The 21,260-nt window shown below is 49.8% G+C and carries 16 protein-coding genes; 10 read left to right on the plus strand and 6 right to left on the minus strand.

The features are described from left to right. The first annotated feature begins 21 nt into the window (after positions 1–21). The gene (locus tag OGY08_RS20795; protein WP_048215665.1) at positions 22–297 is read left to right on the plus strand and encodes a hypothetical protein; all 276 of its coding nucleotides are present in this window, start codon (positions 22–24) and stop codon (positions 295–297) included. A 77-nt stretch (positions 298–374) separates the two neighbouring features. Here OGY08_RS20795 and OGY08_RS20800 read toward each other — a convergent pair whose 3' ends face one another. The 5 genes from OGY08_RS20800 to OGY08_RS20820 are packed head-to-tail and all read right to left on the minus strand — an operon-like array spanning position 375 to position 7,008. After that, complete coding sequence (locus OGY08_RS20800; protein WP_125363199.1) at positions 375–2,309, minus strand: bifunctional diguanylate cyclase/phosphodiesterase; 1,935 nt, start codon at positions 2,307–2,309, stop codon at positions 375–377. 9 nt (positions 2,310–2,318) lie between these two features. Beyond that, entirely contained in the window at positions 2,319–3,011 is a 693-nt protein-coding gene (gene lapG, locus OGY08_RS20805; protein ID WP_032941747.1) for a cysteine protease LapG, read from the minus strand. A gap of 2 nt (positions 3,012–3,013) precedes the next feature. Then, a complete protein-coding gene (locus tag OGY08_RS20810; protein ID WP_225280790.1) occupies positions 3,014–3,883 on the minus strand; it encodes a transporter substrate-binding domain-containing protein in 870 nt (289 codons plus the stop codon). Between the two features lie 7 nt (positions 3,884–3,890). Further along, complete coding sequence (locus OGY08_RS20815; protein WP_111465122.1) at positions 3,891–4,823, minus strand: amino acid ABC transporter substrate-binding protein; 933 nt, start codon at positions 4,821–4,823, stop codon at positions 3,891–3,893. Next, a complete protein-coding gene (locus tag OGY08_RS20820; RefSeq protein ID WP_032944783.1) occupies positions 4,816–7,008 on the minus strand; it encodes a putative bifunctional diguanylate cyclase/phosphodiesterase in 2,193 nt (730 codons plus the stop codon). The genes OGY08_RS20815 and OGY08_RS20820 overlap by 8 nt, the downstream gene beginning before the upstream one ends. Positions 7,009–7,618: 610 nt before the next feature. On the opposite strand from OGY08_RS20820, the gene OGY08_RS20825 reads away from it, so the two are divergent. From OGY08_RS20825 to OGY08_RS20865, 9 genes are read left to right on the plus strand one after another with little or no spacing between them, the layout of a single operon-like run. After that, positions 7,619–9,829: a sensor domain-containing phosphodiesterase gene (locus OGY08_RS20825; RefSeq protein ID WP_008785653.1), complete on the plus strand. Its 2,211-nt coding sequence runs from the start codon at positions 7,619–7,621 to the stop codon at positions 9,827–9,829. A 45-nt stretch (positions 9,830–9,874) separates the two neighbouring features. Further along, entirely contained in the window at positions 9,875–11,965 is a 2,091-nt protein-coding gene (locus OGY08_RS20830; RefSeq protein ID WP_008785652.1) for a methyl-accepting chemotaxis protein, read from the plus strand. Then, complete coding sequence (locus OGY08_RS20835; protein ID WP_284884466.1) at positions 11,962–13,029, plus strand: chemotaxis protein CheB; 1,068 nt, start codon at positions 11,962–11,964, stop codon at positions 13,027–13,029. Before OGY08_RS20830 ends, OGY08_RS20835 begins: the two co-directional genes overlap by 4 nt. Continuing rightward, positions 13,026–14,438 carry a CheR family methyltransferase gene (locus OGY08_RS20840; protein ID WP_008785650.1) on the plus strand — a complete coding sequence of 471 codons (1,413 nt, stop codon included), beginning with the start codon at positions 13,026–13,028 and terminating at the stop codon, positions 14,436–14,438. The genes OGY08_RS20835 and OGY08_RS20840 overlap by 4 nt, the downstream gene beginning before the upstream one ends. 11 nt (positions 14,439–14,449) lie before the next feature. Then, entirely contained in the window at positions 14,450–16,582 is a 2,133-nt protein-coding gene (locus OGY08_RS20845) for a hybrid sensor histidine kinase/response regulator (RefSeq protein ID WP_008785649.1), read from the plus strand. A gap of 22 nt (positions 16,583–16,604) precedes the next feature. Next, on the plus strand, positions 16,605–16,964 hold the full coding sequence (locus OGY08_RS20850; protein WP_284884465.1) for a response regulator: 360 nt from the start codon (positions 16,605–16,607) through the stop codon (positions 16,962–16,964). 17 nt (positions 16,965–16,981) lie between these two features. Beyond that, the gene (locus tag OGY08_RS20855; protein ID WP_286566476.1) at positions 16,982–18,658 is read left to right on the plus strand and encodes a diguanylate cyclase; all 1,677 of its coding nucleotides are present in this window, start codon (positions 16,982–16,984) and stop codon (positions 18,656–18,658) included. An 11-nt stretch (positions 18,659–18,669) separates the two neighbouring features. Continuing rightward, positions 18,670–19,194: a chemotaxis protein CheW gene (locus tag OGY08_RS20860; protein ID WP_286566478.1), complete on the plus strand. Its 525-nt coding sequence runs from the start codon at positions 18,670–18,672 to the stop codon at positions 19,192–19,194. Next, the gene (locus OGY08_RS20865) at positions 19,178–19,537 is read left to right on the plus strand and encodes a hypothetical protein (RefSeq protein WP_003825861.1); all 360 of its coding nucleotides are present in this window, start codon (positions 19,178–19,180) and stop codon (positions 19,535–19,537) included. Before OGY08_RS20860 ends, OGY08_RS20865 begins: the two co-directional genes overlap by 17 nt. 59 nt (positions 19,538–19,596) lie before the next feature. Here the strand turns inward: OGY08_RS20865 and OGY08_RS20870 are convergent, their stop codons facing one another. Then, on the minus strand, positions 19,597–21,219 hold the full coding sequence (locus OGY08_RS20870; protein ID WP_286566480.1) for a serine hydrolase: 1,623 nt from the start codon (positions 21,217–21,219) through the stop codon (positions 19,597–19,599). Between the last annotated feature and the right edge of the window lie 41 nt (positions 21,220–21,260).

The raw sequence follows: 21,260 nt of genomic DNA on the forward strand, positions 1-21,260 counted from the left end.
GCAAAATGAAAAGGCACTGATATGAATTCTGATTCATCTGCTGCAAACGTGCAGGCAGAAGGCGTGGCAAAAAGTCCTGAAAATGACAATCAGCAGGCTTTAGCGATGCTGCAAAAAAGCGACCTGGAGATGGTTCGCGTGCTCGACGACCTGATTAACCTGTTGATTCGTAAAGGCGTGATTGCCATTACCGATCTTCCGCCGATGGCGCAGGTTAAATTAATGAATCGCGCAAACGCGCGCCAGGAACTTGGTGGGTTAGAACAGCTGCTTGGTAACGATGAACGTATATTTTAGCTGATGCAGGCAGTTTGTAGGCCGGATAAGCGTAGCGCCATCCGGCTATACAAAGGCGTATCAAGACGCCAGTTTTATCACAATGGCGCGGGCTCACCTAATAATTGCCCCATTGCTCCATCAATCCCTAATTCTTGCAGCACCATAAGCTCACCTTCCGTTTCAACTCGCTCGGCAATGAGCGGCAAATCAATACTGCGCGTGGCACTGCACAATACTTCAATAAACAAACGCTTATCATTTTCCTCATCAATTTTGCGGATATAGCTGCTGTCGATTTTCAGATAGGCAAGACCCCATTGCGACAGATGACCGATCATATCGAAACGGCTGCCGAAGTGTTGCAGACCCAGCGCGCAGCGATGCTGACCGACGGTTTTAACAAATGCCGCCATCTGATGGGGACCGGGTAACTGATTTTCATCCAGTTCCAGAATCAACTGACTGGCTAATTTCGGTGAATAGCGCAGCGGGGTGAGTAGCTCAGCAGTGGCGGCCGCACTGGCGACAGAACTGCCGGAGATACTCAACGCCAATTTTCCGGGCGCGGTTTTCAACTGGTTCAATGTCAGTTTCAACATGGCTTTATCGAGGCGATGACTCCAGCCAAAGCGGTGGATCCAGGGCAGGAACCGTCCCGCGGTAATGGCGTTACCCTGCTCATCAATAATGCGCGACAGTACCTTGTAATGCAGGATTTTGTCCGGCTGGCGGCAATCGACCACCGGCTGATAAACCAACTGAAACTGTTGATTTGTCAGCGCATGCTCGAGGCGAACAAACCACAAATGCTGATCTTCTGTACTCGCAGGAACTTCAGTGGTGGGAACCACCTGATGGTCGGTGTGTGTTTCCGCTTCAACCAGCAGGCGATCGGCCTGGATCAGCAATGATTGAGCATTATCTCCGGCGTTAAACGGCACCATGCTGGTATAGGCCACCGGCTGTTGGTCTGACATTCCGGTGGCGTAAAAGGCTGTCAGTTTTTGGCACAGCGAATTGCACAAATCCAACATCTCACCATGTGTGACGCCAGGGCAGAGTAGGGCGAACTCACCGCCGCGAATGCGGGCAAGCGTGCTGTCGAGAGGGGCATACTTTTCTCTGTGCGCGTTCAGCAGGTTGGCGATGTTGAGCAACAGCTTATCAGTATGCGGTCCGCCAAAGCGCTGATTCAGACCGCCTAAATCCTGAACGCGGACCAGCATCAGATATCCCGGTGCGGTATCGGCATCGCTTAACCGCGCCTGGAGCTGCATATCGAAAGCCCGGCGGTTGGCTACCCCGGTCTGGCTGTCGAGATAAGCTTCATTGTGCAGGCGTTCGCTGTAGATAGCTTGTTCTTCAAATAACGATTTAAGCTTAGCTGCCATTAAATTCATGGCGCCTACAACGCGGCGTAATTCCGGCGTTTTGGGTAACTCGTGGAGTGTCAGAAACTCGCGACGGGTAATAGCTTCGGATTGTTTTGCCATGTAATTGAGTGGGCGCAGCAGTTTGCGCAGCAGCAGAATACCGGCGATTAAGCAGGCAAGGCTACAGGACAGCATCCACAATAGATTGCCTAAGGTATTGTCCCACAGACGCTGCACGGCAAAGATAGGGTCGCTGGTCACTTCCACGCGAGCTGCCTGCTGCCAGCCGCGCATAATCGTTGCTTCACCGGTTTGCGGGGTAACATCCACCAGATCGACGAACCAACCGGGAACGTCGGGAATTGTCGCTACCGCGCTACGCTCAAGAATTATTTTGCCGTTTGCCAGATCGACGATGCGGATTTTTTTGTAGTAACCACTATCGAAAATGGAACTGACCATCAGCTCGATCATTGCCGGGTCGTTGACGTTGGGCGTTAGCGAAACGCCTAGCGCCGTTGCGGCATCCTGGGCATGTGAAAGGAGTTGGTTATTGGACTGATTGCGAGAACTCTCCAGCGTCACAATAAAATTGCCGCTGAACACAACCATCATAAAGAGAGAGATTGCCAGAAGTAACTGTTTAAAAAGAGACACGGGCGATTCCTATTTATCCATCGGGAAGCCTTCTTCCCGCATTTTGGTGAAAACTTGCTGCCAGCGAGAAAGCCTCTTGCTGTCCCCAACGCGTTTATTGTTTTGATTGCCGGGAAGCCAAAGGCCAGTGTTGTTAAAGGAGTAGACGGGTAATAAGTCCATGCGCTGCGTAGCAGGCGAAATGGTGCTGGTCAGGCTGTCGAGCACCAGAGGAATCGCCCCAGGGGTGGCGTACCAGGTGAGCACCATATGCGCGCGATTTAAACGCAGGGCTTTAACGTAGGTGATGCGAAGTTTGTCTTCTGACACGCCCAACTGGCGGAGGGTGAAATATTTGGCGATTGCGTAGTCTTCACAATCCGCCTCACCTTTGCGCAGCGACTCGATAGGGGTCGCCCAGTAATCGACGTTATGCCAGACATCAATATCTTCGGTATAGCGGATCTTCTCGTTAAAGAATTGGTTTACGGCGCGTAATTGCGTTTGCTCGTCAGCATTACGCAACTGGAGCAGAAGCTGTTGCCAGGCGTGGATCCGTTGCTGTGCTTCTGGTGTTGCCGGGCCATATAGCGCATCGGACTTTTGTTGAATATTGGCAAAATCCCAGGCCGCGCGTAGCGAATGGACTGACAGCAATAGCAGCAGCGCCCCGGGGATTTTCCACAGGCGTAGCAGGCGGTGGCGTAAGCAGCGGCGGATAATGTTCAATGGCTATGCTGGCAACTGCCCGGTGACGGGTTTTTCAGCTTTTCGCAGGACCAGGGGGACAACCACTTTTTACGTAATTGCACGTTGGCCGGCGAGGCAAAAAAATCTTTCAGCGTACTGTCAACAAACGTCACAAACTGCGGATCGTTTTTCCTCATCATAATGGCATAGTGCATCTCATTGCCGATGCTCTCAGAAGAGACGCTGAACAGTTCAGGTTGCTCGCTATGATTAATCAGCGGCCAGGCCAGAATGTCATCGACAAAGAAAGCGGCGGATTCATTATGCGCCATTTTCTCAAATGCGCCGTTTATAGTGGTGGTGGTAATCGTTGAAATATTAAGGTGTTGCTCTCTGTTGGCTTTATTAAATTCCAGCAAATCTTTAGAGCTACCGGTCAGACTTACCGTGCGTCCTTTTAGATCGGCAATTGAATTTATATTATTTTTACGCAAAGAGATGATGCGCATTTTCGCGGTGTAGTAGTTGAGCGAAAATGAAACGCTGGAGGTCCGCTCCGGTGCGTTAGTATTTACACCACAGTCCATATCTATTTTCCGTGTGTTTAATGCGGAGAAGCGTTCTGCAAAATTCACGGGAATATAATGAATGGTTAAGCTGTTGAGCTTCAAATACTGGCGCAACTTATCGGCAATCATGTTACATACCGCGATGGTATAACCCGTGACTTTGCCATTGTGGTCAGTAAAAGAAAACGGTGGCAGCTGGCGATAACCCACGTTGAGCACGCTGCTGTTCTGAATATGATCGAGCGTCGCGGCGTTCTGCTGCGCCATCAGCGCGGGGGTGATACCGATGCCTGCCAGTAAAAACAGCCATTGCACTATGCGGTTCACCCTTGTCATCTCATGATTAATTATATTTTTCATAATCAAAACTGATCTTCTTTTTAGCAGACGTTAATGCTTTCAGGTTATCTGACATGGGAATGTTTAAATTAATGGCTTTCGGCGGGATCGGTGACTGAAACCATTTATTGTACAGCGCAGTAAATTCGTTGCTGGCCATCAGCGAGGAGAGAGTGCCATCAACAAATTCTTTAAATTCTTTATCGTGTAACGGGAGTAACAAGCCGGCCGGTAGCGGGGCGCTGAGCGCAATGTCGGAAAGTTTATAGTCTCCAGGATTAGGCGTTTGCGCGATCATCCCTTTGAGTAAAACCGTACTGGAGATCAGTGCAGAATACTCACCATTCTTCAGTTCATTGAAGGCGGTAATGTTGTTGGTATCGAGTTGAATATTAATATCCAGGTCATTGGCGGCATTCACTTTTTGCAGTTGCTCAACGTAAATCGTGCCGCTTTTTACCAGTACGCTATGTCCGGAAAGCTCTGCCAGATTGTCGTTGCTTTCATTTTTACGCATGACGAAGCGGGTACTTGAAAAATAAAACGGCAGCGAGAACTCGCTAATGCTGTGGCGACTTTTCGAATAAAAGGCCGGGATACACATGATGTCTGCCATGTGATTTTTAATCAGGACAAACTGCGATGCCGAGTTAGCTTTTACCCACTCAACCTTCAGGTTTTTAAGCTGAAGTTTTGTCTTGAGCGCGCTGACGATACTGTTGCAAATATCAATGGAATAGCCGGCAGGTACGTTGCCATTCTGCCAGGAGAAAGGAAACGCATCATCCTGATAACCAAGGGTAATGCTTTTCTTGCTGGCGATTTGCTCCAGCGTGTGCAACGGCAGGGCTGAGCCTGCTAAGCATGGCGTTGCTGAAACTATTAACAGGGCAAAAATCGTCAGCATGCGCTTTACCTGGCGAAAGAAGTCAGACATTGCACAGTCCTTCTTCAATGACCTCTTTGGCAAATGCGGAAAGCACTTCACGCTCGCGCAGCGGATAGCTAAAGAAATAGCCCTGAACATTCTGGCACTCAATGTCTCGCAGAATGTCACGCTGCTGCGCGGTTTCTACCCCTTCAGCGGTGACCGACATATTGTACTTATGGGCAAACTGAATCAGCATCACAATCAAATACTGACTGGCATTATCTTGCTGGAGCTTATCGACCAGCGTGCGCGCAATCTTGATGCGAGTGAAAGGATAGATCAGCAGATAATCCAGCGCCGCGTAGCCGGTGCCTAAATCATCCATCGCGATTTCAATGCCCAGTGAGCGGATCTCTTGCAGCACGGGCAAGGCAATCGACTTATCCAGCTTTTCGGATTCGGTAATTTCTATTTCAAGGCGCTCGGCTGAAAGTTGACTGATGCGTAACGCATCTTTGATAACGTCAACCAGTCCTGGGCTGTGCAGTTGGTAGGCCGATATATTGACGGCTACCCTGATACGCTCCGGCCATTTGGCAGCGGCTTCACAGGACTGACGAATAATCCATTCGCCCAAACGGACAATCAGACCGGAGTTCTCGGCGATGTTGATAAAATAATCAGGATAAATCAGACCCTTGGTGGGATGATTCCAGCGTATCAGCGATTCGTAGCCATATACGCTTTCATCTTCCAGATTGATGATCGGCTGGTAATGAAGCTCGAATTCCTTGTTATCAATACCATCGATGATTTCCTGATTAATAAACAGACTGTGGGTATGCTTCATCACCATGCCGTCTTCGAAGAAATGGAAGCAACCCCGGCCATGATGTTTTGAGGCGTACATGGCAAGGTCGGCATTGATCATCAACGTCGAGGTATTATTGCCCTGATACGGCGCGGTGGTGATACCGATACTGCAGCTGATGGAAAAAGTATGCGTGCTCCAGGTAAACGGGGTGCTCAGCGCACGAATAATCCGCTTCGCCAGCCGATTCGCTTCTTTGATGGCGTTATCGCTGACATGTTGCAGAATGGCGAATTCATCACCGCCCAGACGCGCTGCGATATCGTTAGGTCCCAGCAAGAGCTGCAGGCGCTGGGCAACGCTGATTAACAGCTCATCGCCCGCTTTATGACCAAAGGTGTCGTTTACTGGTTTGAAGTTGTCGAGGTCAATCAACAGCAGGTTAAATGGTTTTTCGTCCTGATGGATTTCACTGACGCGTTTATCTAACGCCTGGCCAAACGAAACGCGGTTGGGCAATCCGGTCAGTGAATCATGATGGGCCATATGCTCCATCTTTTGCGACATTTCATGCATTCGTTGCAGATAGCCGCGTTCTTTCATGGCGACGCGCAATTTTTCAATCGCCCCGGCCAGATGTCCAATCTCATCGTCTTGATCAAGATAGGGCGTTATACAGTCCGTCTCTTCATGGGCGATGCGGGTAAGGGAGTTAATCAGCAGCGGAACCGGACGGAATAAACGGCGCATAAACATCGTGACCAGTGCCAGCGTTACCAGCAAAATCAGGACAAAAATGATACTGCTTTTTTTCAGCATCGCATCGTAGGTGGCGTAGAGATCGCTTTTTTTTCCAATGCTGCTAATCAGGCTACCGAGGATCTCACCTGAAGGCGTCAAAATAGGAACGGCGCTGATAAAGCACTCTTCGCCATTAATTTGGGCGAAGCCAACATAGTAGTTACCCAGCACATCGCGCGGCAGACGACCGGGGAAAGAGATGATCCCTTCACCCTCTTCTGACTTGTTGTTGATGCCAACAAACCCTTTCTCCGGCGTATACAGAAACAACCAGGTGGGGCTATGCGTCTGTACTGATGCCAGTGCCAGAACGTCAACCGGGTTATAACCGGTTTGCATAATAGAGTCGGTGTCACCAATCTGTCTGTCGGAGACAATGCGGGATATCTGCCCTGCATCGCTGGTTTCGACCGAAACGGTGGTATACACGTTGCGGATGATGTAGGTCATAATCTGTGCATTCGCCTCAGCCCGTTGCACCCACTGCTGATAAGAAAAGTTATCTATCAGGCTCCAGTTGGTAAACGCGCCAGCACTAAACGCAATAACGATACCCGCCAGCAAGAATTGCGTTATTTTGCCAGTGATTGAATGTTGCCACCCTTTTATTGCTTTAAGGGAAAACAGAGACTTTGCCACGGATTATGTTAATTCCTGAAAAGATTATTCGGTGCTAAAATTAATTTCTGTTATTACTTGATGGAATATTATTGTTGCAAATAAGTAGATGAAAGATGTGAAACGTAATGACGTAACAAATAACTAACATTGAACCATGGTGAGTAATGACAAAAATAACGGTATGCGAATATAGATAACGCTGCTCTTTTCGTCAATAGGCAAAAGTGTACATAAAAATACATTTTCTGAATGCCCCTTTCAGGATATTAATGTTGACATTCATGGCGCCTGAGAAGGTTTTTTATACGTACTGGTTGGAGGTGTTGGGAAACTGACAAAGGCTTTTTTGTTTTTTAATAAACATCAATGAATTAGCTGTTTTTCTGACAAGCGTTTTAGTGATTTCATCCCCACCGGATGTCCATTTTTGTCTATAAATGGGTATTTATTTCCTTATTTGATATGAATAATATGCTCTCTTCATTATAGAACCTTATTTTATTTTCTCAGTGCGCGGTCAATGTTGACAATTTTGCTATGGTTCATCGGCTGACCCAAAAGGATTTGTTTGTGACATTCGAGTCTGGATTAAAGTCCTATTGGTATAGTGCATAGCGGATAAATTGATTTGGACGCAATAATAAATTCAAACACGATAAAAAACATTCGGGAATGGTGCCTGCCACTTGTCTTACCTGGCCTTTTTTACCCGCTGGCACAATATCTTAACGGTTATAGCATTCTCAATAATACTATTTTAACAGTTTACGATCTCAAGCTAGCCGTATTTTCTGCCGCATTGGTCTTGTTTGGTTTTCGGGTGTTGCCGGGGTTTCTTCTGTTCCTGACGGTCATGTTTGTGGTCGGTCCGCAAAATGAACGGGTAGATGCGTTGTGCCTGATCATCGCGTCGACCTTAAGTTATGCCGCGTACCGAAAATTCACCGGCAGACGCAGCTGCGTTAGCTTTGGTCGCATCAAAATTAGCTTTAATCGTCTGCTCTGGCTTTGTGGCTACAACGTCCTGCTGTATCTGGTGTTCAGCAAACTCTTTGCAATGTTTGTCGCCCACGGACAACGCCCCGATGTGGATAACATTCCGGCGTTGAGTCTGGGCATGCTGGTACGTATTCAGGGGATCATCAACGGTTGCCTGACGGGGATCCCTTTATTTTACAAGATTTACCGCATCATTCGTCGACCGTCTTTCCTGCTGACCTTTCTGCGGGCCATTGCCGAACAGTGTAAAGGCAATATCGGTGTCTACGGCGTTATATCCTGGTGCATCTTGCTGTTTTTTCTGATGTTCTTCTTAACATCACCGGATAATTTGGATGTTTTTTTCTCTATCTATAGCCTGATCCTGTTATTTCCGTTGATGTTGTGGGGAGCAATCAAGATTGGCCACTTGTTCACAATGCTGGTGTGGACGATCGTATTAATCATCTTAGGCAAACATAACGACAGCTATATCGCCAGCGATGTTAACTTCATGCTGCATCAGGCGCTAGTTTCGACGTTGATCTTTGTCTTTTCACTCACCATTGTGATCATGGGGGTACTGGCAAAATTTACCCGTCAGCGCTTTAACCAGGCGCTGCTGTTGGGGCTGACTGACCCGATGACAGGCATGGCAAATTTACGGGCGCTGAAGACGGAGCTATTTACCACTGAACGCGCGACTGTATGTCTGATACAGATCCCCGAGCTGGAGCTTTTCTCGCGTCGTTATGGTTTTCATTTCCGCGCCCGCTACCAGAAGATCCTTGCTGAGCATTTGCGCAGACATCTGGTGAAAAGCGAGAAAGTCTATTACCACGCGGGTTATGATCTGCTCATTCGGCTGGAAAATGGCACCTGGGAGCGGCTATGCGATCTGTATCAGGCCGCCAACAGTTTTCGTCTCTTTTACAACAACCATCGGTTGGGTTTTCGCAGTGGTTTGGGCTATTGCCTGATTAACGATCTAAGTGATGACATTTATCAGCTGGTGGGGAAACTGGGCATGGTGGCGGGTTTATCACTCACCAACGGCAGGCCGGAAAACCTTGAGGCGCAGCATAGCCGGATCCTTGGCAACCACATTGTTGATAAAACGGAAATTCGCACTGCGCTGCAAAATGCGCTGGATAACAATGCGTTTGTCCTGATGGCACAGCCAATAGTTAGTACCCACGGTGAAGCGCCGTATCATGAAATATTGATCCGTATGCTTAACGAACGGGGAGAATTTATTCCACCGAACAGTTTCCTGCCGGTTGCTCATGATGCGGGGCTGGCACCGGATATCGATCTCTGGGTTATCGAAAATACCCTCAAATTTATGCGTAACCACCCGCAGCATTGTTTTTCTATTAACCTGGCACCGGTGACGGTGTGTCGTTCAAATATTGTCATGAAGATCACCCAACTCCTGCACGACTACGCGGTGGAGCCACAGCGGATTATTTTTGAAATAACGGAAGCAGATACGTTATCAGACAAAGAACAAACCGTGGAAACGCTACGTTTAATACGTCAGCTGGGATGTCGGGTGGCAATTGATGACTTTGGCACCGGGTTTGCGAGTCATGCGCGCTTGATGAATATCGAAGCAGATATCCTGAAAATAGATGGCTCTTTTATTCGACGGATCACCGAAAGTGAAATTAGTTACTACATCGTTGAGTCATTCTGCCGCGTTGCTGAAATGAAAAAAATGCAGGTGGTCGCTGAATTTGTCGAGAACGCCACTATTCAGGCCTGTCTGGAAAAAATGAATGTGGGCTGGTTACAGGGATATCACATTGGCAAACCTACGCCGCTGTTCACGCTCGAATCACAGGGCGCTAGCTCCTGATGACCAAAAAAAGAGTAATTTCTTCTCAGGTAGAGAATAAAAATCATGAGTGACATTATTAAAGTAAAAAATCGAACGGCGAATACCACCAGTGAGGGACCGCGCGCTCGACTATTGTCCTGGCTGCACAACATCCATCCCGGTGTGGCGATGAAGCTCGGTATGATTTTGGTTGTTTGTATTGCAACGTTGCTGATTGGCGCCTCTTTTATATTATCATCTTATCTTTCCAGAGAATTGCAGGTCAATGCGCTGGAGATGATTAAAACCAACACGCGGATATTCCACAACAGTATTTCTAACGAGTTTCAGCGTGTGACTCGCGATGCAGAACATTACAGCAATGTTTATATTAATAATTATCAAAACGTTGCCAATAAACCGCTGCGTTATATGGACTCTACTGAATTAAAAGCGGTGCTGAGCAACCCGAACACCAACGCGCACTTCACCGAATTAACCAGCGTATTTGCCAGTACGTTTATTCTGCAAGGCGAGCAATTTGTGCGTGTCAGCAGTACGTTACTGGCGAGTTCAGGCAATACGGCAACAGCAACAGCGCTAGGGCATGATAATCCTGCGTTGCCGCTGCTTTTGAAAAATAAACCCTTTTCCGGTGTGGTCACACTGTTCGGTAAACAGTTTATTAGTCACTACGAACCGATTGCCGACAAATATGGTCAGGTCGTGGGGGCCGTCGCGGTGGGTTTCGACGTCAAACAGAGTTTGCAACCGATCATTCAGCGTTTGTTGAATGTGCATATCGGTAAAGATGGCTACGCCTATGTGCTGGATGCCGGATTTGAACCCGGTCGTATGTTGGTCCACCCCTCGTTGAGCAACCAGCAGGCAATTAATATTACCGATGCCAATGGTTTTAAGCTGTTTGCCGACATGCTCGAACACAAGAATGGCATCACTTACTACAACTGGGTGAGCGGTTATGGCGCATTGCCGAAGACCAAAGTTGCCGTTTATGAATACGTTGAAGGGATAAACTGGATAATCGCCACCACCAACTATGTTGATGATGTCGCCAAGAGCAGCAATCTGGTGCGTAACGGTCTGCTGCTGTTTACCGCGCTGCTGCTGCCCATCATTTTACTGCTGATTGCTGTGGCCAGCCGTTTCCTGATTTCCCGGCGCTTAAACCGTGTCCTGGGGATTGCACAAACCATTGCCGAAGGCGACTTAACGGTGGATGTTCAGGTCGATCACCACGATGAGATCGGCGAACTGCTGAGTGCGGTGGAGATGATGCGTCAGCGTCTGCACTCGTTGGTAGGCGGTATGGTTTCTCATGCAAATTCGGTACATCAGGCATCTTTGCATATTACCGAAGCGGTCGATGGGCAGGCATCAACCAGCGTGGAAACCTCATCTTCAGTGGCTGAAATTACCTCCACCATGGAAGAGCTGTCTGCCTCATCGACACAGATAGCCGAACACTCACGGGCGGTTGTGGATATTGCCAACCAGACGCTCGAGGACTGCAATAAAGGCTCCGAGTCGATGTCGCAATTGCTGATGCGTATGACGGATATTGATACCGACAATCAGCAAAATATGCGTGAAATCATGATGCTTGGTAATAAGTCGACGGAAATCAGTCGCGTGATGGTGATCATTAACAGCGTCGCTGATCAGACGAAACTTATCGCCTTTAACGCAGCGCTCGAAGCTGCCAGCGCCGGGGAAGCCGGTAAGCGTTTCTCGGTGGTGGCGGCTGAAATCCGCCGTCTGGCGGATTCGGTGACGGAATCGACGGTTGAAATTGAAAATAAGATCAACGAGATCCAAAACGCGATTAATCGTCTGGTGCTGAACGCGGAAAAAGGCGGCGAGAGCATTAAAGCGGGCGCAATAGCCTGTAAAGTCAGTGCTGAACATCTGAACGATATCGTTGTTACGGCTGAGCAAACCTCGACGGCGGCGCTGCAAATATCGCTATCAACACAGCAACAGAAAACGGCGAGTAATCAGGTGGTCATGGCGCTGCGTGAGATCGTTGTTGCCAGTAACTATACCTCGCAATCTATCAAAGACATTCTGGTTGTCAGTCAGGATATGACACAACTGTCGAAAGCGCTGAAAGAGGCTTCGTCCTCATTCACACTGACGGAAACAGATGCATGAATAGCAGCAACATTCGGGTGCTGATCCTCGACCTGGGCAGCGCATCGCGTAATGAGCTGGTCAGGCAACTGGAGGATCACCCGCACATTAAGGTGGTGGGGCAAGCAGCCCATCGCAGACAGGCGATCCGACTGTTGCAACAGCTGATGCCGGACCTGCTGATTCTGACGCTGGATATTTCGAGCGCCGATAACGTCGAGATTGTGGAAACGATCATGGCAACCAGCGCAATCCCGATCCTTGTCATGAGATTTTGTCCAGAGAATCAATGGGATGATGACTACATTTCCCGTGGTGCGTTGGCGGTGTTGCACCATAGCAGTGATTCACCACTCTCAACGGATGCTTTGCATCGTAAAGTAGAATTATTGGTCGGTGTAAAAGTCATTCGACATATCAAGGGATTACGCTATCCAGGCGAACCGGTAATCCCCACTGCACGACCGATGACAGACGTTGTAAAAACGCCACAGGACTGGCCCTTTGTGCTGGCGATTGCCTGCTCGACGGGCGGGCCGCAGGCGCTAAGTAAGCTGTTACAGGATCTGCCCGGTACGTTCCCGTGCCCGGTACTTATTGCCCAACATATTGCTGATGGCTTCGCGAAAAATATGGTGCATTGGCTGGATAGCGTGACCGATCTGAAGGTGCGACTGGCGCAGGAGGACGATCGGGTGGAAGCGGGGTATGTGTATATATTGCCGCCGGAGCAGCACCTGATCGTCAAAAGCAACCAGCGTTTAGCGGCGATCCCAAGACAGGAAAGCGACGTTTACCATCCCAGTTGCAACCTGTTGCTGGAGTCAGTGGCTGAGGTGTTTCGCGAAAAAGCCGTCGGACTGATTATGACCGGCATGGGCAGCGATGGCTGCCGCGGCATTGAGCTTATTGTCCGCCGTGGTGGTACAACGCTGGCGCAGGACGAAGAAAGTTCGGTGGTATTCGGTATGAATAAGAACGCGATCGACAAGCAACTAATACACCGCACGATCCCTCTGAATGGTCTTGCTGCGGTACTGCTTTCGATGGCTTGCCACGGGCATGTTGAGAGTAAATTGCCATGATCCCTAATCTTCCTGACTATGCGCGCCTGATCAAAGAACGGGTCGGTTTGCACTTCGATAACGCCATGGAAGCATTGCTGAAAACGGCGCTGGGTCGGCGAATGGCCGAGCGAAAAATCAATGATTACTATGAATACTATGAACAACTGCGTAGCTCGCAGAATGAGTTTGATAGTTTCATCACGCTGATTACGATTAACGAAACCTATTTTTTCCGTGAAAGCGATACGCTGGATTTAATCTGCGATAAATGGATCCCGCGTCTGTTGCAACAGCGCAGCGGCCCGGTGCGAATTCTGAGTGCCGGATGCTCTTCCGGAGAGGAAGCCTACTCGTTGGCGATCAAGCTGCATGAGAAATACCTCGGCGGAATGGCCCAGCGCATTGAAATTTACGGCTGTGATATTGACCCGGCAATCCTGGCAAAAGCCCGCAACGCCTGCTATTCAAGCTACTCGTTTCGTGGCGTCGACCCGAGTATTCAGCAACGCTATTTTACCCGCTCGGGAAACCTCTACCGACTGCATGATGAGATCCGTGAGAAGGTCTCCTTCCATCGCACCAACATTATAAAAGAACAGTTACTGCCGGAAGTGGACATCATTTTGCTGCGCAATGTGTCCATCTATTTTGATACGCCAACGCGTCGCGAGCTGCACGGTAATTTGCTGAAGATGTTGCAACCGCAGGGAGCCTTATTTTTTGGCAATGCGGAAACGCTGGCTAACAATTTCGACATTCTGAAGCTGGAGCAGGAAGAGGGGATTTTCTATTTTTGCCACCATCGTGAAGCGGCAAGGGTTGTGCCTGTCCCCAGAGTTGCGGTGCGCATTCCGCAGTCGAGAGTGGTGGTTGAACAGGTTCCTCTGGTGCCCACGGCGCAGCAGAGTAATGACTGGCTGAAGAAAGCGCGCGCCAGTCTCGATGAAAAATGTTTTTCTGAAGCTGAAAAGTGTATCGCCTGTGTATTACGCGACGATCCCCGTAATCAGGATGCGCTTTTGATCCAGGGCGTTATTGCCCTCGAACAGCGTGAGTTTTCTCAAACAGCCGGAAACGCACAGCAGATCCTCGCCCAGGATGAGTGGTCGGCAGAGGCCAAAATGCTGCTCGGCCTGGCGATGATGTGGCAACACCAGACCCAGCAGGCCATCGCCTGGTTCAAACAGGTGGTTTATCAGGAACCTGGCTACTGGCCTGCACACTATTATCTGGCTGAAATGTACCGGCAAAGCGAGTTATACCAGCCTGCTCAACGGACTTATCGTGTGGTGATGCAGTTACTGAACGACGAGATAAACAATCCGTCCTCGGTTTGTCGTCTGCGTTTGCCAATGGTATTTCCTGGCAATACGTTTCGTTTCTTGTGTGAACATCAACTGGCGCAATTCGCCCACCAAAGTGGCTAATAAGAGCGATTATGGCTATCGATCTGAAAAAATTCGTTCTGCGCTTTATTGATGAAGGGAGAGGTCATTTGCAGACGATCAGCGAAGGGGCGTTTCTCCTCTCCGCTGATGAACATACCGACGCCTGGATAGGTGAGATGTTTCGCGCTGCGCATACCCTGAAAGGGGGCGCGCGGATGCTGAAGCTGCAAAGTATTGCCGATGTCACTCATCATCTTGAAGATGTATTGAGTGAACTGCGTGATAACAAACTGACGCCGGACAGGTCGCTGGGCAATCTGATCCATGAGTCTGTGGAGTATCTTTCTGGTCAGCTTACCCAGCTTTTTGTCAGCGAAGGGGATAATCAGTTGCCACCGGCGGATGCCGGGCTGTGCGAACGCCTTGCCCGCGCCAGTCGGGGAGAGGATATCACGCTGACTGTCGAAACTGCCGGGGCAACAGAAAAACCGGTAGTCCCTGCGCCCGCGACGCCAGCCAGCATGGATGCCGGTATTAAGCAGGCGGATTTCGTTCGGGTAAAGCTGAACAAGCTCGATGGACTGATCGACATTCTGGGGGAGGTGCTCGCCGGACATGATCGCCTGGAACAGCAGATACAAAACCTGAGTCAACTGGTACCACGGTTACCGGGATTAAGCGCTGAACAGCTTCGCCAGCAGATCCACGACTTTAGCGCCCAGCTAAAAGAAAGCGTTCAGCTCCAGCATTTGCAGATGTTTGAACTATACGATGTGGCGGCGCGGATCCGTATGCTGCCACTTTCAACATTGTTTGAACCCATTTCGCTGCAGGTCAGCGAACTGGCTTCCACACTGAACAAGCAGGTGGTGTGCCGCTTTGTTGGCGGAGAAGTGGAAATCGACCGCCAGCTCATTGATCGGCTTTCGGAGTCGCTGACGCATCTACTGCGTAATGCCGTCGATCACGGGATTGGTGAGATCGACGAACGTCTGGCGCTCGGTAAATCCACTCGCGGCACGATTACCATCACTACTCAGCAGGACGGCAGCGGGATACTACTGCGTATCGAAGATGATGGCCGTGGTCTGAACTATGAGGCCATCAGCGCGAAGGCGGTCAGTAAAGGTCTTGTTCCCGCTTCAATGGTCGGGCAGCTCTCCGAGCAAGAATGTAATGAGCTGATTTTTCATCCCGGCTTTTCGACCAGCAAGATAGTCTCCGAGCTTTCTGGTCGCGGCGTTGGTCTTGATGTGGTGCGCAAAACGGTGGTGACCGACCTGCAAGGCGATTTGCAGGTTTATAGCCGTCCGGGAGTCGGAACCAGCTTTAACCTGCGGTTGCCTGTTTCGTTAACCATGATGCGGATTTTGCAATTTGAAGAGCAGGGGCACCTGTTTGGACTGGCTGCGCAGTATGTGGTTGAGGTAGTGGAATGCACGCCACAGGGGATCAGCGATATCGCCGGACGTCCAGCCATTATCTTGCATAACGAGTTTATCCCGGTGGTTTGCGTAGGTAGCTTGCTGGGCATTCATGAACGCCAGAGCAGCTTTTCAACGCCTGGACAGCGATTAATCGTGGTGCAGAACCAGTACAGCAAAATGGCGCTGCAAGTGGATAAGCTGCTCGATGAACGCAAGATGATGATCAAACCGCTACCGAAGCATATGCAACAGCAGTCGCTGGTCTCCGGGATGGTACAAACACCGGATAACCAACTGGTCAGCATCCTGCACGTTCCTGCGTTGATGGCGATGGCGCAACAATCACGGCAAACCAGTACACCAGCGCCCGCCACGAGCGTAACGCAGGATGCCTGGCATGTGTTGGTGGTCGATGACTCACTGAATACCCGTGAGATAGAAAAGAACGTGCTGGAAGCGCACGGCTATCAGGTGACTCTGGCAGAAGACGGGCTGTCGGGGCTGCAAAAAGCGAAACTGACCCAGTTTGATGCCGTACTGACGGATGTCGAAATGCCGTTTATGGATGGTTTCACCTTCACCAAATCGTTGCGTGGGGAGAAAAACTACCAGCATACGCCAATCATCATCGTGACGTCCCGCGCGAAGGAAGAGGACCGGCGACGGGGGATTCAGGTGGGTGCGGATGCCTACATCGCCAAGGGCGATTTCGAGCAGGACAGTTTGATAAAAACATTAAAAATGCTTTTGTGCTGATGGCGCAAAATCGAGAGAGAAAATGCGAATTTTATTAGTTGATGATGATCTTTTTGCGGCTGAACTGGCATCCATATTTTTGCAAATGGACGGCTACGATGTGGTGATTGTGGAAAGCGCGATTTCCGCCCTGGCGTGCCTGGACTCGGATAACAACATCGACCTGGTGATTAGCGATCTGCATATGCCAGAGATCAGTGGGTTGGATTTGCTGGCGCTGTTACGCGCTCAGGATTGGGCTAAGCCTTTTATTTTACTGAGTGCCAATGAAGTAACGCGCAGCGACGCTCTGTACGACCGTTGGGTGAAAAAAGATGAAAACCTCGCGGAAAATCTGGGGGCTGCTGTCAATGCGCTACTGCAACCATCTGCGATTAACTGAATAAGCCTACGTGTTTGATGAAACAAGAAAATAAGCATATAGCGATGGCGGCAGCGCAGGAAAAAATAGCGCGTTTACGGCAGGGGTTTCTACGCCGAATTCCCGACATGCTGGCACAAGCGGAAAGATTACTCGTTCAACTGGTCGCAGAGCCTAGCGAAGCCTGTCGCAAACAGCTACATATCCTGCTGCACAGTATTCACGGTTCGGCAGGGTCCTTTGGCTTTAGCCCGCTGGCGAATGCCTCAGCAGAAGGTGAGCGTTTACTAACAGAACCGGAAACAGAGCAAAGCACATTGCATTACGATGAGCTGCGGCGAATCATCAGGTGGTTGTACACCCTGACTCAGGAGCAGCTCAATCTTGAACATCGTATCAGCGATACGGAGTTCACATTACCGATCGCCGCACAGCGCCCGGAAGAGAGATATGTTCGGCGGGCCAGTAAGCCTATCTACCTGTGTGATGATGATATTGACCAGGTCGAGCTGCTCGCGACCCAACTGCGCTGTTTTGGTTTTACCTGCCATGTGTTCGCGAACACGCAGGATTTCACTCAGGCCGTATTGTCGCAACCGCCCGCCGTGGTGATTATGGATGTTAGCTTTCCGGACAACGCCTACGGTGGACCGCTGGCGATGTCGGATTTGAAACAAAAAGTGGGCAAACCTTTCCCTGTGCTGTTCCTCTCGTGTCATAGCGATTTCAATGCCCGCGTCAACGCCATCAAATCTGGCTGCGATGGCTACTACGTAAAACCTGCGTCTATCACCGATTTAGTCCAGGAACTTCATCGCCTGACTCAACCGTCGCTGAAAAAGCCTTACCAGGTATTGTTGATTGATGACGAACCCGCGGTGGCGGAATATAACGCGGAGATGCTGCGCATGGCGGGCATGGAAGTGCATGTGCTGGAAAAACCTCACTATCTACTGCATGTACTGAATGCGCAGCCGATCGATTTGGTGTTGATGGATTACCACATGCCGGAGTTCAGCGGTGAGGAACTGACAAAACTGATTCGCCAAATACCGCAGCATATTGGCCTGCCTATCGCCTATCTCTCCAGCGAGACCAACAAGCATGCGCAGTTGGGAGCAATGAGCATCGGCGCGGAGGATTTTATCCTCAAACAGAGCGACCCTGAGGAGCTGATCCGCGCCGTATCGATTCGCGCGGAAAGAATGCGCGTCCTGCGTGCCCGTATGTCGCAGGACAGTCTGAGCGGGTTATATAACCACTCAACGACCACCCATTTTCTCAAAAGCGCGATTGCCGAGTCGAACTACAGCGGCAACCCATTTTGTATGGTAATGGTGGACCTGGATCGCTTCAAAAGCGTTAACGATACCTACGGTCATGCGGTCGGTGACCAGGTAATTGTCGGTATTTCGCAGTTGTTCTCCCATCGCTTACGCAGCACCGATATCGTTGGCCGTTATGGTGGTGAAGAGTTTGTCATCATTATGCCCAACACCAGCAGTGACAAGGCCGCGCGTGTGGTCGAACGATTGCGCAGGGATTACGAGCAGGTCACATTTTCCGTTAACGACGCCAGTTTTCACAGTACCTTCAGCGCGGGTATTGCCCAGTGGCAGTTTGGCGATCGGATTGAAACGCTACGCGAACGCGCCGATCAGGCGCTGTATGCCGCGAAACAAAATGGCCGTAACACTTTCTGCATTGCCGAGTAAAAGGAGTCAATATGAGCCAACAGCTGGAGCAGATTCTTGCGCTGAACCATGGTGAAAAGCCGGAGTGTGAAAACGTTGATGAACCCCAGCGTACGCTGGTGTTATTTCAACTGACGGGTAAAAATTTTGCCTTCTATGGGGCGCAAATTAAAGAGATCCTTGCAGAGCGCCCGATCTCCTGGGTTCCCTGTTGCGCGCCAATGCTTGAAGGGGTCATCAACTATCGTGGACGGGTGGAATCGGTAATGAGACTGGACAGCCTGATCGATAAACCTACCGTTAATTCGGCAGGTAAGCGCACTATTCTGATTGGTTGCGCCGAGAAAATGCAAAGTGGGATCCTGATAGATAAACTGATTGATGTGTTGGAAGTCGCCGAAAGCCAGATTCATTTGCCAGGAGATTCATTGCCCCCGGCGTTACAAAGCATCGCTGTGGGGGTGGTTAACGTGATAGAAACCTGGTACACGCTGCTCGATCTGAATCTGGTCTTTGAGCGTTATCAGGAGACCAGCGGTTATGACGGCACCCACTAATCTGGCGGCGGTACGTATTACTTTGGGAGCGCTAACGTTGTATATACCGGCAAACCAGGTTGGTGTGTGTTCGTTAGTGACTCAGGTTGTGCCTGAAATCCCCCGATTTAGCCAGTGGCTGGGGATTGCTGATGAGCCGCAGGAGGGATGGCATTTGCATTTGCGCGTCCCGGACAGTGGCGTTGAAACCGGCTGGTACCTATGGGGACAACTTGAGAATGTGATGCTCTCCGGCGACATTATTTTTGCCGTACCTCCGCTTCTGGCGCGTAACTGTCATCTGCCTGCGCTTCGTGCCCTGGTGGGACGTGAGGCGTTTAGCCCGCTATTAAGCTGGCGCTGACACGCTGCGGGAGCTTTAACGGTCCCGCAGCATGAGAAGGCTGGAAGTGCTATATCCCGTTACTGGATATAAGCATCAACAGCCCGACTGACCAGCTTAGTCATAAAGTTGTCAATCTTATCAATGGTCTGCTTGTCCTGAAGATCGTAGGTTTTTGCTACGTCATCCAGGTTTTCATAACCGACCCAAACTCGCCCGATCTTATCCTGCCATACGGAGACGCGTAACGGCAGATCCAGCGCGACCCCCTGTTTATCCTGCATCAGTTTTGTGCCGACTTTAGGGTTACCAAATACCAGGACTTTCGTTGGCCTGAGGTTCATTCCCGCGCCCTCGGCATTTTTCTCGTGATCAATTTCAGTGAATACCGGAACGCCTTCGCTTTTCAGAATGGCTTTCAGTCGGGAGACCGTTTCATCGACAGAGAATTTACTTTCCTGATTTTTGATTTTCTCTGAATTTAACCCAGAACCCAGCCCGGTTTTATAGGCTTCAGCGATATCACGAGCCACCTGAGTCATGTCTACGCCTTCTTTGTTGGTCAGCATTGTCACGCAAACCAGTTCATCACCGGCGGTAAAGCGGCTCAGATAGGCACTAAAGCCACCTGTGGTTCCTTTGATTTCCAGAAAACCAGGATGGCGGGTAAATTCCCAGCCGGCCATGGCAGGCACGACTTTGCCATTTTTCAGTTTTGCCGGGCTATAGATAATGTCGCGTAGCTTTTTGTCTTTAACCAGCGTGCTGCCGGCAAGACCGATATCCCACTTACTGATGTCTTCCGCTGACGACCACAGACCACCGTAGGCGAACAGATTATCAGTGGCGATCGCGCTGACAGGCGCCAGTTTGTCACCCGCTGCGACGTAACCTGTTGCAGGCTCAACAGGGTTGATCCAGTCAATTTCTGACTTAAATTTCGAATGCTGATTGTGTTGCTTATCAGGCGTCGGGCGATCAAGGAATGCTTTCGTTGGCATGTCTTTTGCGAACATGGTGCTTTGCAGACCTAACGGCGCAATTTGGTATTTGTTGACGAAGTCTACGTAACTCATTCCGCTGACTTTCTCGATAGCCAAACCTAACAGGATAAAGTCAGTTGCGCTGGAGTTGATATCCGTGCCGTTTTTAAATTCGAGCGGTTTATCTTTAACAAGATCCACCAGCTGCGCAGGTGTATATTTTTGCTCTTGTTTATAGCCGAAAGATCTGAAATCAGGGATCCCGGATGAGTGCTGCATTAATTCCAGAATCGTAATGTTATGCCAGCTTTCCGGCAGGCCAGGCAAATAAACACTCACAGGAGTATTAAGATCCAATTTACCTTGCTCTACCAGTTGCATTACTGCGACTGCAGTAAAAGCTTGCGTGATAGGGCCAATTCCCCACATGGTTTTGGTGGAAGCAAGCTCATCATTGGCAGCCGTTGCCAGACCGTATCCCGCTGAACGCGGAATATAAGGCGCCTGAACAATCGCCATGGATAAACCCGGCAGATTATTTTTCGCCATTACCTCGGCAATGATCTGATCGATATATTTGCCGTTGACCTTTAATTGTGGATCACCACGGTTAACTAAGTAAGTTGTCTCATTTGTACTGGCAGCGGCCAATACCTGAGTAGCTGAAACAGACATGGAAAGTAAAATACATGCCGAAATAACCTTTAACTTAAGATTCATGGAAAAGCTCCGCGCTTAATGAAATTTATTTTGATGGCTAA

This window comes from Citrobacter sp. Cpo069 (assembly GCF_030332785.1).
Classification (GTDB): domain Bacteria; phylum Pseudomonadota; class Gammaproteobacteria; order Enterobacterales; family Enterobacteriaceae; genus Citrobacter; species Citrobacter portucalensis.